Source organism: Spirochaetota bacterium, from assembly GCA_038043445.1.
In the GTDB taxonomy this organism is placed as follows: Bacteria; Spirochaetota; Brachyspiria; order Brachyspirales; family JACRPF01; genus JBBTBY01.
The window spans coordinates 1-13,610 of the sequence record JBBTBY010000138.1; the positions used below are offsets into that span (position 1 = coordinate 1).

General features: G+C 57.0%; 13 protein-coding genes. 4 read left to right on the top strand and 9 right to left on the bottom strand.

Features of this window, described 5'->3' with window-relative positions; all coding sequences use genetic code 11:
• The 5 genes from AABZ39_18195 to AABZ39_18215 all read right to left on the bottom strand — a co-directional run.
• On the bottom strand, positions 1 to 1,410 hold a 1,410-nt coding region (locus tag AABZ39_18195; GenBank protein ID MEK6796713.1), incomplete at its 3' end, for a proton-conducting transporter membrane subunit.
• 2 nt (positions 1,411 to 1,412) lie between these two features.
• On the bottom strand, positions 1,413 to 2,048 hold the full coding sequence (locus AABZ39_18200) for a hypothetical protein (protein ID MEK6796714.1): 636 nt from the start codon (positions 2,046 to 2,048) through the stop codon (positions 1,413 to 1,415).
• A complete protein-coding gene (locus AABZ39_18205; protein MEK6796715.1) occupies positions 2,045 to 2,959 on the bottom strand; it encodes an NADH-quinone oxidoreductase subunit H in 915 nt (304 codons plus the stop codon). Before AABZ39_18205 ends, AABZ39_18200 begins: the two co-directional genes overlap by 4 nt.
• The gene (locus AABZ39_18210) at positions 2,953 to 4,914 is read right to left on the bottom strand and encodes a proton-conducting transporter membrane subunit (protein MEK6796716.1); all 1,962 of its coding nucleotides are present in this window, start codon (positions 4,912 to 4,914) and stop codon (positions 2,953 to 2,955) included. The genes AABZ39_18205 and AABZ39_18210 overlap by 7 nt, the downstream gene beginning before the upstream one ends.
• On the bottom strand, positions 4,911 to 5,585 hold the full coding sequence (locus tag AABZ39_18215; GenBank protein MEK6796717.1) for a PTS sugar transporter subunit IIA: 675 nt from the start codon (positions 5,583 to 5,585) through the stop codon (positions 4,911 to 4,913). Before AABZ39_18215 ends, AABZ39_18210 begins: the two co-directional genes overlap by 4 nt.
• A 135-nt stretch (positions 5,586 to 5,720) precedes the next feature.
• Here AABZ39_18215 and AABZ39_18220 point away from each other — a divergent pair, with 135 nt between their 5' ends.
• A complete protein-coding gene (locus tag AABZ39_18220; GenBank protein MEK6796718.1) occupies positions 5,721 to 6,866 on the top strand; it encodes a hypothetical protein in 1,146 nt (381 codons plus the stop codon).
• A gap of 41 nt (positions 6,867 to 6,907) precedes the next feature.
• Here AABZ39_18220 and AABZ39_18225 read toward each other — a convergent pair whose 3' ends face one another.
• Positions 6,908 to 7,900 carry an ABC transporter permease gene (locus AABZ39_18225; GenBank protein MEK6796719.1) on the bottom strand — a complete coding sequence of 331 codons (993 nt, stop codon included), beginning with the start codon at positions 7,898 to 7,900 and terminating at the stop codon, positions 6,908 to 6,910.
• An 11-nt stretch (positions 7,901 to 7,911) separates the two neighbouring features.
• Positions 7,912 to 8,430: a DJ-1/PfpI family protein gene (locus AABZ39_18230; GenBank protein ID MEK6796720.1), complete on the bottom strand. Its 519-nt coding sequence runs from the start codon at positions 8,428 to 8,430 to the stop codon at positions 7,912 to 7,914.
• Positions 8,431 to 8,891: 461 nt separating this feature from the next.
• Between AABZ39_18230 and AABZ39_18235 the strand changes: the two genes are divergently transcribed.
• The gene (locus AABZ39_18235; GenBank protein ID MEK6796721.1) at positions 8,892 to 9,806 is read left to right on the top strand and encodes a DUF4349 domain-containing protein; all 915 of its coding nucleotides are present in this window, start codon (positions 8,892 to 8,894) and stop codon (positions 9,804 to 9,806) included.
• A gap of 33 nt (positions 9,807 to 9,839) precedes the next feature.
• Here the strand turns inward: AABZ39_18235 and AABZ39_18240 are convergent, their stop codons facing one another.
• A complete protein-coding gene (locus AABZ39_18240) occupies positions 9,840 to 10,952 on the bottom strand; it encodes a M14 family zinc carboxypeptidase (GenBank protein ID MEK6796722.1) in 1,113 nt (370 codons plus the stop codon).
• Between the two features lie 435 nt (positions 10,953 to 11,387).
• Between AABZ39_18240 and rimI the strand changes: the two genes are divergently transcribed.
• A complete protein-coding gene (gene rimI / locus AABZ39_18245; GenBank protein MEK6796723.1) occupies positions 11,388 to 11,849 on the top strand; it encodes a ribosomal protein S18-alanine N-acetyltransferase in 462 nt (153 codons plus the stop codon).
• 12 nt (positions 11,850 to 11,861) lie between these two features.
• On the opposite strand, the gene prfA is transcribed toward rimI, so the two are convergent.
• Positions 11,862 to 12,938, bottom strand: coding sequence for a peptide chain release factor 1 (gene prfA / locus AABZ39_18250; protein MEK6796724.1), 1,077 nt, complete (start codon positions 12,936 to 12,938; stop codon positions 11,862 to 11,864).
• Positions 12,939 to 13,141: 203 nt separating this feature from the next.
• On the opposite strand from prfA, the gene AABZ39_18255 reads away from it, so the two are divergent.
• Positions 13,142 to 13,610, top strand: a 469-nt coding sequence (locus tag AABZ39_18255; protein ID MEK6796725.1) for a hypothetical protein, incomplete at its 3' end; no start/stop codon positions are given.

Below are 13,610 nucleotides of genomic sequence, written 5' to 3' on the forward strand. Positions count from 1 at the left end.
CCATTGAGCGGCATTGGCGAGCATGTCATGGAGCGGCGGAGGGAGATAGAGCCCGAGCACGGCGATAATGGTCAGGAAGACTATCTGCGGTGCATAGCGGGCGACGGGCGTGCGCACGGGCTTTTCATCGCTTTTCCCGAACGCCATGGCGAGCGTCTTCGAGGCAATGCCGAACAGTATCGCGGTGAGCAGTGCGAAGAACAGCAGGGTGAAGACGATATGGCGGGAGAAGAGCTCTTTTATTATCAGGAATTCGCTGATGAACGTGGAGAACGGAGGGAAGGCGGCGGCGGCGACGAATGACAGTATCCAGAGCCAGCCGGTCACTGGCGAGCGTTTTACGACGCCCGATACTTCATTGATGTTCTTCGTGCCGTAGGTATCGTATATCGTGCCCGCTGTGAGGAAGTATGATGCCTTTGCGAGCGAGTGTCCTATGATATGGAGGAACATCGCGATGAGGGCGCCGCCGCCGGTGGCAAGTGCTATGGCGAGTATGCCCATGTGCTCCACCGATGAATAGGCGAGCATGCGCTTGAAATTCCTTGACCGGATGATGAAGACCGCGCTTACAAAGAGCGAGAGGAAGCCCATCGTGAAAAGCATCATCGAGGCAAAGCGTTCGAGATGGGCGAGATCGGCAAGTTTTTTCATGCGGAGAATGCCGATGAACGCGGTATTGAGCAGCGTCGCCGAGAGGAGGGCGGAGACGGGTGCGGGGGCTTCTGCATGCGCGTCCGGCAGCCAATTGTGCATGGGTGCAAGGCCCATCTTCGTCCCGAATCCGACGACGAGAAAGGCGAATGACAGCGAGAGCGTGAGCCGCGGAAAGGACGATGCGTCGGCGTACAGGTCGCTGAAGAAAAGCGAATTCGTCCTGAGATTCGCCGCCGAGAGCAGTATGATGCCGATGAATGCGAGTGCAATGCCGATGGAACAGATGAAAAGATATTTCCAAGTCGCCTCGAGCGATGTGCGCGTGCGGTAGAAATAGACGAGTGCGGCGCTCGTCAAGGTCGATGCTTCGACGCATATCCAGTACACGCCCAGATGCGTGGTAAGTATGCTCGCGCTCATGGCGCCCACGAACAGCATGATGAACATCGAATAATAGGTGTTCCATTTACCGGCGTTCGCATGGGAGAGGAAATCCATGCTGTAGAGTGCGGTGCCCAGATAGACGACGGAGAGCACGGCGAGGAAGAGTATGCCGAGGGCATCGGTGCGGAAATAGGGCGTCCATTCGTTCGAGAGGAACGGTATGCCCGACGGATCGAGGATGAGAAGGACGGTCGCGGACGCATGCACGATCGCGTACGCCAGCATGAGAGCGCGATCGAGCGTCTGCCGTTTGAACGCGAACGCGACGGCCGCTGCTATCACAGGGAATATCAGTATGACAGCTATCATCGTCAATCCTTCAGGTCCGTGAGCGAATCGATATGGTCCTTATCGAATGTCCCCTTGATGCGTTTGACGAAGACGCCGGCGAGGAATATGCCGAGGAAGATATCGAGCGATACGCCCATGCTTACGATGAACGGCATGTCCTTGGCGACGCCGAGCGAGAGGAGGAAGATGCCGTTCTCGATGATGATATAGCCGTTGACATGCGAGATGAGGCTTTTCCTCGAGATGATGATGAAGAACCCCGTGCCGACGGCGGCGAACGCGGCGCCGAAGAAGAGCGGCGGCGGTCCGTCCATGAGCGCGAACGGGAGTATGCCGATGACGCAGATGAGCGTTACGACGATAAGCGATGCGAAATGCGGCACATACGGCTCGCCCTCGCGCGTTATCTCGTTCTCGCGTATGACGCGCATCATGTACCAGGGGATGAGCAGCGTTTTGAGCCCGAGCGTTTCGACGGCGATTATCATCGTGCCTGTCGAGCGTAATTGTCCGTCGCTTATGATGTCGGTGATCGCGATGAGGAAGAGCAGGAATCCCTGCGCGGATATCATCTTGATATACGCTTCGATGCGGCTTACCACGGACGTATAGATGAGCGTCATGGCGAAGAGCATGATGAGCACGGCGCTTGTCATTGTGCGCCCCTGAACACCGTGAGCATGATGCCGGCGAGCACGGCGAGCGCGGTGACAAGGAAAATGAACTGCGGTACATGCGTCATGCGCAGCCGTGCCATGAACGATTCGACGAGGCCGATCGCGATGCCGACAGCGAGGATGACGCCGGTGAACGCCGCGACATACACGTGCACGACAAGATGCGGCGGGACGATAAGCGCGGCGATGACGGCGCAGAGGAGCACGAGTTTCACGTAGCGTGCATAGAGGGCGATTGCGAGATTGACGCCCGCATTGTCGAGCAGCATCACTTCGTGTATCATCGTGAGCTCAAGGTGGGTGTTCGGATCGTCCACCGGTATGCGCGAGAGCTCGATGAGCATGAGGAGGAACAGCGCGAGGGAGATGATGCCGATGAAGAATATGCCTTCCGGCGTGTTGCGTATGAGCGTGGTCGTTATGGAAGAGAACGATGTCATCCCCGTTGCGAGGAGGAGCGTTCCGAGCACGGCAAAGAACCCTATCTCGGCGATGGCCGAGAACGTCGCTTCGCGGCTTGCGCCCATGCCCTCGAAGCTCGATCCGACATCCATGGCGCCGATGATGGCGAAGAAGCGGCCGAGGCCCATGAGATAGCAGAAGAGCACGATGTCGCCGCTGAAGGAAATTATCGATGCGGTACCGAGCGGCAGGAGGAGCGCTGCGGTGAGCACTGCAGCCAGATTCACGAGGGGCGCGAGCGTGAACACGAACGATGCAGCCGTGCTTATCACTTCGCCTTTGCGGAGGAGCTTCACGGTGTCATGGAACAGCTGCAGTATCGGCGGGCCTTTGCGCCCGGACCATATCGATTTCACGCGATTGATGACGCCGATGACGATGAACGGCATGACGCCGATGAAAAAGAGATAGAGCGCCGCTTTTACCATCGTATACCGACCGCGCAGACGAGCATGATGCAGAGGAAGATGACACCGAACAGTATGTACTGCTGCGTGCTGCCGCTCTGTATCCAGGAAAAACGATCGAGCGTACGGCGCACCAGCGCGGTGAACGGTTTTATCGCGCGCCGGTCAAGGATGTCGCGGCGTTTCGTGCGGAACGAGGCGTGTGCGGGAAAAAAGCCCTCGGGCTTCCTTACGAAGGTCGTTATCCCGGAGAATATCCGTGTCATCGCAATGAACGGCGCTACGAAGGATGAACCCGTGTATTGCATGCGGGGGGTGGGGGCGGTATAACCGCAATCCCACGTTTTTGTCCGTGAAACCGTGCGTCCGCGAAGGAGCATCACGCGGACGGCGGCGAGTATGCCGATGAGCGCCGCACATATGCCGAGCATAAGCGATATCGTTCCGAATATCGGTATCACACCGCTTATGAACACGCGCGCATCGAGATAGAGCGTAAGCGGGGCGCTGACGACGGAGAGCACCGGCTCAGGGAATACGCCGATGATAATGCAGAGTATCGAGAAGAGCCCCATCGGGACGAGCATGACCGGCGAGACTTCGCTCGCGTGTTTCGCCGCATCCGTGCGCGGCAGCCCCTGGAACATGATGCTGAACGCCTTGGTGAAGCATATTATCGCCATGGCGCCGACGAAGGCGAGCAATGCGAAGAGCAGGATGAAGACGAGCGATGTGCCGGCTGATGACGGTATGCCGTGAATGATGGAGCGATAGATGAGGAACTCCCCGATAAAGCCGTTGAAGAGCGGCAGCCCCGAAATAGCGATCGAGCCTGCGAGGAAGCATACGGCCGTGAACGGCATTATTTTCGCAAGACCGCCGAGTTGTTCCATATCGCGCGTATGTGTGCGCACGTAGACGGCGCCGGCTGCGGAGAAGAGGAGCGTTTTGAAGAATGAATGATTGATGGTGTGTATGAGCGCGCCGGCGAACCCAGCTGCGGCCATGGGCGTATTGCCGTAGGTCATGCCCAGCATGCCGAGCGCCATGCCCATGCCGATAATGCCGATATTCTCGACGCTGCTGTACGCAAGGAGGCGTTTGATATCGCTTTGCGCGAGCGCATAGGCAATGCCGACAAGCGCGGTAACGGCTGCAATGGCGATGAACCCCCACGATACCCACGCGGAGGGGAGTCCCACGGATGCCAGTGTTCGGAATATCCCGTAGATGCCGAGCTTTATCATGACGCCCGACATGAGCGCGGAAACATGCGATGGTGCCGCGCTGTGAGCGGTCGGGAGCCAGGTATGCACCGGCATGAGCCCCGCTTTCACGGCGAAGCCTGCAAAAAAGAGGATGAAGACGATGTTCTTGAGATCCCCCGCCGCAAAACACGCCGAGAACGATGCCATATCCATCGATCCGCATGCCTTCCATGAAAGGAGGAAAGCGCTCATGAGAAAAAGAACGCCGATATGCATTGCGATGAGATATTCGACCGCCGCCTTGAGGACGGTCTCGTTCTCGGTGTCGAACAGTATCGCGAAGAAGCTCGCTATCGTCATGAGTTCCCAGCAGACGAGAAAGGCGACCGCATGACGGCAGGTGACGACGGCGAACATCGATGCGATGAGGAGCGCGAAGAAGAAAAAGTGTCCCCTCCGGTCGTCGTATGCGTTCGTATAGCCGATCGCGTAGAACGATGTGAGCGTACCGGCGACGGCGATGAGAAGCGCGAAGAACGCGGAGAGCGCATCGAGCGAAAAGACGGCGTTCCCTATGGGGAAGGGAAGCGATACGGCTGCCGTGGGGGGAATGCCAAGGCAGAGCACGCGTATTGATACGTACCCGATGAGAACGCTCCCGATGCCCACCCCGATGGCGGTGATGACGCCTCGCGCACGAGGGGCGCACAGAAGCGATATGATACCGCCGAGCAGTATGATGCCTGTGCCGATCGATACGTGTATCATGCCGCTTTCCATTTTTTTGATGCGGTCTCGATATACTCGAGTATGGTGGCCGGCGATGATGCGCGTTTCAGGAGGCCGGCGAATGTGCTGTCAAGGCACAGGTGCGCCGTCTTCGAGAGCATTTCAAGATGGCGGTTCTGGTTCGCGCTCAATATGACGCAAAGCACATGGACAGGAACGCGGTCGGCGGCCCTGAAATCGACGGGGGCGGACAGCATGAAGAAGGCGATGCGTTCGCTCGCGGCATCGGTCATCACGGGGCTTTTCGGATGCGGGAGCGCAATGCCGTTCCCGATGGCCGTCGGCTGTATCTCCTCGCGCTCGATAAGCTGTGATGCTATCATCTCCTTGTCTATGCCCGCCGGGAGCGTCATCATTCCCACCGCGGCATTGATGACATCGCGCGGCGTGGTGCCCGCGACGTGGTGATAGACGCCGCCGCGGCGCGTGAGCTCGGCGATGTCGACCGGTATCGTGCCGACGGTGAGCGCGGTAAGCGCCGTGTTCATCGGTATGCGGTTATTGAGCGCCCACTCCACTATCTCCGCGCGGTTGAAGCGGTATTGATGGTTGATGCGGTACGCAGGGATGCTTTTCCTGCGAATATATCGGTGTATCGCTGATGTGTTCAGGTTCAAGAGACGGGCAACATCCGTCAATTTCAAGTCCATAGTCAGCAATCCATGGTGCAAAAAAGATGGATACACTATATTCCTATTGGCGATTATGTCAAGAAAGTTCGGTCCCCGGCGCCTGCGTGCGGTGATCTACTTGACAGGGACATTGGCCCGGGTTACAGTTGTGAAATGAAGGTTGCAAGAAGTTTTGTCCCCGCCTTTTTCGTCCGATGGATAGTACTGTCGCTGTCTGCCCTTCAGCTGATCGCTTCGGGCCAAACCAATTCGCGGACGGATGCGGTGCATGCCGTGGGCGCTCCCGATCTTGCCGTTTCAGGGACTATCACTGCCCGGGAGGAGATATGGGATCGTCGTACGAATCCATTGATGGGAAGGCCGGACATCCTTGTCGAGATCGTTCTTCATGTCGCTGTTGAGCAGGTCATTGCGGGAAAACTGCCGCCGGCCATGACCGAAGTGGTCGTGTCGGTAAAAGAGCGGGCTTTTCTGATACAATTCAGAACGCTCACGAAAGGGCAGAAAGGGAAATTCCATCTCGTCGGCAGCTCATCGCCGTTCATACTGTCCGGCTTTGAGCCTTCAGCCGCGCCCCCGAAGCCGCTTCAAACGAACAACCCGAAACCGACCCCGTTCGTTGAAACGAATGAGGCCGGATATGATGACAGCGCGCTTCAATATCCGGAAAAGATACCCGGCCGGGTCATGGTGAGATCAAAGGAGCTGCAGAATAAAGTTGTGGCAATTATCGCGGCAAAATATGGAATGAAGAATGCGAGCCTTTTGACGCTGGTGAGTTTCAGCGGGCCATGCCCCCCGGATGGCGGATATGTGTATTGGGGCGTGAAAGGAGAGGTGAAGGGGAAGTGGCATGTCTGGCAAAGCGGCAGGCTCACCGAAGGCGCGACGTTGACCGACCCGCAGCGGTACAATAAATGCAATTCGCCGGACACGCGTATCACAACACCCATTGGACCTGCGGCAATACATGTGCTTTGCATCGGCGATACTGTTATCAGTGATAACGGAAAAGAGGCGCGGATAATCGCGGTATCAAAGGTATTGGCAGTTGACCATCGTATCTGCCGCGTGGAACTGGATGACGGTACCATGCTCGAGATATCACCCGGTCATCCGACTGCGGCCGGCCGGGCCATCGGCACCTATGCCTGCGGCGACATGCTCGAGGGGAGAAGGATCATTAAAACCGAGCTCGTGCCGTATCGTGCTCGCTATACGTACGATATCCTTCCCGATTCTCCCTCCGGGATATATTTTGCTAATGGCATACGCATGAAAAGTACGCTTGCCAAGTAAGAAGTGCACCGGTTCTTGAGGCTGATGCCGTACGGGCGGGCTCAGAGATCGCTTTTCACATCGAGCGCATTGCGTAGCGCCTCGCCCATCATGGTGAATGCTATTGTCGTGTAGAATATGGCCATGCCGGGGAAGGTGAAGAGCCACCAGTTCGAGAGATCGTTCTGCGCTTTTTCCATTATCTGGCCCCAGCTTGCGAGCGGCGGCTGAACGCCCATGCCGAGAAAGCTCAAGCTCGCTTCCGCGAGAATGGCGCCGGCTATGCCGAAGGCGAGCGTTACCAGCACCGGGGTTATCGCATTGGGGAGTATGTGCCTGAGGATGATGGACGCATCGCCAGCACCGATGACGCGTGCCGCCTCCACATATTCCATTTTTTTTATCGCGAGCACTTCGCCGCGGACGAGGCGCGCTATCCCCGGCCAGTCGAAGAACCCTATCACGAGCATGACGAGTATGATGTCGGGCTTGAACATGGCGATGATGGCGAGGAAGATGAAGAAACGGGGGAAACAGATGATCACCTCTATCATGCGGGAGATGACCGCATCGACCCATCCGCCGAAATAGCCGGCGAGCGCGCCGAAGAACACGCCGAGGACGATGGAAAGGAACGTCGCCACGATGCCCACCGAGAGCGATACGGTCATGCCGTGTATCATGCGGGCGAACACATCGCGCCCGAGTTCGTCGGTGCCCAGGGGATGGTTCAATGACGGCGGCATGAGGCGCATCGAAAGATCGGTGGTGTACGGGGATATCGACAGGGGAGGGAAGATCGCGAACCCCGAATGCTCCTTCACATACGTGCGGATATCGTTCACGCCCGACAGGTCGCGATGCTTGATGAGCGCGGGCACATACAGTTTGCCATCAGCTGCGAGGAATATCGGTCTGTCATTGGCGATGATCGGTGCGAACACGGCGAGGAGTATGAATGCCGCCACCATGACAAGGGCGAACATGCCGCTTACGCTCCGGCGATAGCGGTCAAAAACGATGCGTATGAAGCTGTGGCTTTTCTTCGCGCGCATAATGGGTCGCTTCAATGCGATGCCAGGTAATCGACGATGGCCTTGCCGAACTCTTTTGATGCCTCGGGGCCGTTGCCGGTGATGATGCTTCCGTCGACCTCGACGCTCTTTTCGCTGACGATCGCGCCTGCCGCTTTCAATTTGTCCGCATCGCCGGGGAAACATGTCGCACGGCGTCCGTTGAGAACGCCCGCTTTCGCAAGAATGACCGGCGCCGAGCATATGGCCGCCACCGGTTTTCCGTTCTCGATAAAAAGCTTCGCAAGCGCCTGCGCACGCCAGTCGTCCCAGTACACGACGACGCCGGGGCCGCCGACGAAGACGACGATATCGAATTTGGTCGCATCGATCTCCGTGAAGAGAAGATCGATGTCGGCGGTGCCGCCGAGCTTGCCCTGCGCCGGGCTCAATCCCGACGAGGCGGTGACCACCTTGTGCCCCGCGGCCAGGAATATCTTTTTCGGCTCGAAATATTCTTCATCGCGGAAATTCTTCGGTGCGACGACGAGTACTATCGTTCTTGCGGCCATGGGATGCTCCTTTGCGGATGAACGGGCGATCGTCGATAGTATATGGCATCCCGATGAAAGGTCAACGCACGCGAATGGGGTGTCTGTTACTTTCTGTACTGCCATACGTTACAGTATTGTGCCGTGAACGTGAACCGTCAATGGCGATCGAGGCATGTTGGCGGCGTCTACCCGAATCATCACGTAAGAAAATAAAACCACGGAGGGCACAGAGAATGTATGAGAATGCAATGAAGCGTATGGAGGACAATGCGCAGCAGGTATCATCTTTCGGGTGAAAATGTTCAGCTGCCCTTCCGTTCTTTCTCGGCATTTTCTCCGTGATCTCCGTGGTTTCTCTTTATCCTTATGTGAGGATTTGGGGTCTACCGGTCTGTTGTGGTTTTCGTTCACGGGAGTATAATAATTATGTCGGACGCATCCGCATGCGTATGCATCGGGTGATCCGCGGGGAGTGTAGTATGAAGCATGTCATCGTGTCATTCTCGGCCATCTTCCTCATCACCGTTTTCGGCTGTTCTCGAAGTGAGCCCCTGGGTGCAGCAATGGATAAGTCATCCGCACCGTCGGTGAACGCCGAAGAGCAGAAGGCGGATGATTCCGACATTGTCAGCTCGAAAAAAAGCGAACTATCCAGGGATGACAAGGGGAAAAGCAAGGATGCCGCCGGAAGGAAAGAGGGTATATCGTTCTTCTACACACCGAACGCAAAGGCCGACGGACGCTATCTTGAATACACGGCGCATCTTTCTTATCGGACGAAAACGTTCGCCGTATCGCGCAAGACGCTCATCGGCATCATAAGCAAGTACGGCTATGTGAAGAGCGAGAACGCGAGCGGCGAGGATGCAGAGTCGATGAACGCTGAGATAGCGGTGTATGCCGCACGGCTCTACGATGTACTTGTCGATCTTGACGCCGTGGGCGCGCTCATATCCGAATCCATAGAGACCGTCGATCATACCGAGACGATGGCGCTTTCCGCACGCAAGTCGCGCCGCGAGACCATTCGTATGCAGCGCAGGAATATCGCATCCATGCAGGTGCCGCTGACGAACACCGCATGGGATTCGCGTGAGGCATCGCTTTCCCGCAGCGAAGATGCGCTCGATGCCGCGGACCATGAGCAGTGGAAGGTCGAGGATGCCGTCGCTTGGGCGAAGGTAACGATATCGCTATCAGGACCGGAAAATCCCGAACGTATACAGATACCGGATTATCGCAATGCATTCACCGGGATCGTGAACGGTTTCTTCTTCATCCTCTACGGCATTATCGCGTATTTGCCGCTGTTGGCCCTGCTTTTCGGCATCGGGTTCGTGATATGGGCATTTCGAAAGAAGATAGCCGGGCTTTTCCAGCGGTTCCGCAAGTGATATCGTTTTTGATCGCGTACGCTCTGCGATCTGCTATCGATATGCCTCTCTCATAAGCTCGGGGAGCATGGCGGCGAAACGCGCACCGAATTCCCGCCAGGTGGTATCGAGCGGTACTGCGTTCACCGCGGGAAGCCAGTTCGTGTTGAGCTCATAGATGACCGCATCGAAACCGAACATCGCTTTCAGTCCCGCGCCGAACGTTCCGTTGCTTATACCGGTCGCGAGTCCTTCAGTATAGTAGGTGTATTTTCGCATGAGCGCATCGAGCGTCTTCATGCGTGCGTCGAACGCGGCATCCTTTCCGGTCTCGCCGACATGGATGTTGCCGTAATCATCATCGTGGAGATCCATGGCGAACACCGGGAGTTCGTTCGCGCGTGCACGCTCTTCGATCCAGCGCATCAGCGCAAGATTTTCCGGCGCTCCATCCGCGAAACGGTGTTCTTTCCCGAAACCGCGATTGAGATCGAGACCATTGCCATTGAAGCGCGTCGTGCCGCGGACGACACCGTCGATGCCGGCCATCGGCAGTATGTGAACGGTCGCGGAAGCGAGCACGTCGGGGGACCTGAGCGCTTCTTCGATGATACCGTCGATGAAGTGGCTGCCGCCGCTTTCCCACGGATGCGCCCGTCCGCGGACGAGTATGCTTTTCGTGCCGCCCCTGAGCGTGATCATGGGGATATCTCGCCCTTCGACGCTTTGCCCGATGCTTTGTATCGATACGCGTTTGTCGCTTTGAATGCGGCTCACGAGCGAGGAGAGATGTGCCGTCGTATAGGGTACTGCTCGTGCGATGAACACTTCATCGGCAGGCATGGTGATGCGCGCTGCGAGAGAACCGTCCGTATCGCGTTCGAATATGAACGGTGTCCATGTCTTTCCGTCGGCGGAGTAGACACTTGCGATGCGCGGTACGAATGCGTTCACGCGTTTGCCGCCGTAGATGTTCTCTGCAGGAGGGATGAAGAGGGTGAGCACGGTGCCCGTTTTCGCGCAGAGCTTCACATGCCAATGCGTGAGCTGTCTGTTGCCCGTGCCGCGCTCATGATCGTAGAGCGGTTTGAGCGTTACCGATGTCTCATCGGAATCCCATTCCAAGGGTGATGCGTTCTCGAAAGCGGTCATGATATAGGGCAGCATATCGGGCTCCTTGCGGACTGATGTAAGTATACTGTGGTGGGGGATCGTACGCAAGGGCGATGAACGATCCCCTGTGGCGCGAGGCGTGTACTCAGGGTCGTTTCATGTCAGCCGACCTGTAATTCCAGTATTCCGAAAAAACACTCACGCTGTGAAAATGAGCTTACTGAGCGCAGCCCTGAAGGCCATCGGCTTACGGGGAATAGTATTGTATGGGAGAATGTTTGTGTGAACGAAAGCGCGAACCGTTTACGGTGAAGCGCGTTCTTACTTGCAGGTGTAGTGGCCGTTCACGGCCACGTATAAACAATGAAATTGACAGGAATTCGGCGGGTGTTATACTTGCGGGTACAGCGTGCGTCTGTAAAGCGCATGTTCGCGCACTTGCTGTGCGCTCACTGATACCAGGCGGCGCAGCCGCAACGGGAGGAGGCGATGACGGCGAAGGAAAACTCCTTCCCATTCCCATCATTCCGACCGATACGCGCCGAAGATGCCGATGCGGTGATCGAGTTCGTCGGTGCTGTTCCCGAGATACATGTTTCGCGCGAGAACATCGTCGCTTCGATGAATGACCCTGATCATCTATTACTCATCGCGACGGCTGGGGCAAAGATCGTCGGCTATCTGAGTGCACGGTTCATGCCGCCGGAATCGGAGATATTCGATATCGCGGTGCGCGCGGATGATCGGCGTACCGGTGTCGGCAAGGGGCTTATCGATGCGTTCATGCGTGAGGCGGCATCGCGCGGAGTGGATGCATTCTTCCTTGAAGTGGCGGACGATAATACGACTGCGCGGGAATTCTACGGGCGATGCGGCTTCGCGGAAATAGCGAAGAGGAAGGATTATTACGGTGCGGGGAAGAGCGCCGTCGTCATGAAGAAACGCGTATAACGGTTGCGTGCGCTAACGCGACGTGCCGTATTCGGCGAGGAGGCGTGCGCGTTCGTCGGCAAGGAGCGCATCGATGAGATCGTCGAGCGCACCGTCGAGCATTATGTCGAGATTATGTGCGGTAAAATCGATGCGGTGATCGGTCACGCGGTTCTGCGGGAAATTGTAGGTGCGGATCTTCTCCGAGCGGTCGCCGCTGCCGACCTGCGACTTGCGGTCCGATGCTTCCTTCGCCTTGCGTTCGCTCTCTTCCTTCTCGAAAAGTTTCGCCCGCATCACTGCCATCGCCCGTGCGCGGTTCTTGATCTGGCTTTTCTGGTCCTGACAGAGCACGACGATGCCCGTGGGAATATGCGTCATGCGCACCGCGGACTCCGTCTTGTTCACGTGCTGGCCGCCGGCGCCGCCCGAACGCATGACATCGATGCGAAGGTCCTCGGTACGGACGACGATATCGGTCTCTTCCGCTTCGGCGAGCACGGCGACCGTGGCGGCAGACGTGTGTATGCGCCCCTGCGCCTCGGTCTTCGGCACGCGCTGTACGCGATGCGTTCCGCTCTCGAATTTGAGATGCTTGTAGACGTCCTTGCCGGTCACGGAGAACACGATCTCCTTGAGCCCGCCGATCTCGGTGACATTGCGGTCGATGACCTCGACCGTGAACCCTTTGCGTTCGGCGTAGCGTGCGTACATGCGGAAGAGATCGGCCGCAAAGAGCGCCGATTCCTCGCCGCCGGTGCCGCCGCGTATCTCAACGATGATGTTCTTCCCGTCGTTCTTGTCCTTCGGGATAAGGAGGAATTGCACTTCCTCGAACAGTTTTGTCCGGCGCGACCTGAGGGCGATGAGCTCTTCCTCGGCCATGTTCTTGAGCTCGGCATCGTTTTCTCCGGCAAGCACGGATCCGGCGCCTGCTATCTCCGCGTCCACGCTTTTTATGGCGCGGTACTGTATGACGATGTCCTCAAGCTCGGATTTTTCCTTCATCAAAGCCTGCACTTTTCGCGAGTCCTCGGCGGTGGCTGCATCGGAAAGCACAGCGATTATCTCATTATAGCGCCGTTCAACGGCGGCGAGCTTTTCAAGCACGGCAATGACCTCGATGATTTTGAGCGATGAACGTATCACAGAATCCCGCTGAGCGCAAGAGGCACTGAGAATGGCGGCGGAGCGATTAATCGCGTCCGTATATATCTTAATATTTGACAAGTCACAAGTGCCCCCATCTGATATAGTGATGATTGAATCTGCACCCCGGTATCGAGGGGGCAATACAGCGCGTGGAGGGTTCTATGAAACGAAGCGTCATTCTTGCGGTGTTCACCGCATCGTCCCTGTTCGGGGGGACGGTGTCCGAATTTAAATTCACCGGCGCCTTGTCGGAAGCGGTCCAGAATTTTGTAAGTTCGAAGAACGCGAAGGCGGCGTTCTCGGTAGTCGCCGACGCGGAGCATTCGGCCGGAAAGGGAGTTCTTCAGGCGGTGATAATGTCCCCGTCGGACAGGAAGAATGACAGTGATATTCAGCTTTGGTGTGCAGCGAAAAAGGAACTCGCCGGCGGTGAGAAGATACGGATATCCTTTCTGGTGAAGGGCACGGAGGAGACGAAGGCAAAGCTCGTGATGATACTTTCCGTTGCACCGTACAGCGCGATGGCAAAACCCAACGAGATGATATTTCCCATCAGCACTGAATGGAAAGAGGTGGTTTTCGAGGCCGCTGCTGCCGCGAACGGCGGAAAACAATATCGCGCACCCGGAT

Bases quoted from the DNA above. Each gene is read 5' to 3' on its own strand.
- AABZ39_18200 (MEK6796714.1), bottom strand. From the start codon at position 2,048: ATGACAAGCGCCGTGCTCATCATGCTCTTCGCCATGACGCTCATCTAT.
- AABZ39_18205 (MEK6796715.1), bottom strand. From the start codon at position 2,959: ATGGTAAAAGCGGCGCTCTATCTCTTTTTCATCGGCGTCATGCCGTTC.
- AABZ39_18210 (MEK6796716.1), bottom strand. From the start codon at position 4,914: ATGATACACGTATCGATCGGCACAGGCATCATACTGCTCGGCGGTATC.
- AABZ39_18215 (MEK6796717.1), bottom strand. From the start codon at position 5,585: ATGGACTTGAAATTGACGGATGTTGCCCGTCTCTTGAACCTGAACACA.
- AABZ39_18220 (MEK6796718.1), top strand. From the start codon at position 5,721: ATGAAGGTTGCAAGAAGTTTTGTCCCCGCCTTTTTCGTCCGATGGATA.
- AABZ39_18225 (MEK6796719.1), bottom strand. From the start codon at position 7,900: ATGCGCGCGAAGAAAAGCCACAGCTTCATACGCATCGTTTTTGACCGC.
- AABZ39_18230 (MEK6796720.1), bottom strand. From the start codon at position 8,430: ATGGCCGCAAGAACGATAGTACTCGTCGTCGCACCGAAGAATTTCCGC.
- AABZ39_18235 (MEK6796721.1), top strand. From the start codon at position 8,892: ATGAAGCATGTCATCGTGTCATTCTCGGCCATCTTCCTCATCACCGTT.
- AABZ39_18240 (MEK6796722.1), bottom strand. From the start codon at position 10,952: ATGCTGCCCTATATCATGACCGCTTTCGAGAACGCATCACCCTTGGAA.
- rimI (MEK6796723.1), top strand. From the start codon at position 11,388: ATGACGGCGAAGGAAAACTCCTTCCCATTCCCATCATTCCGACCGATA.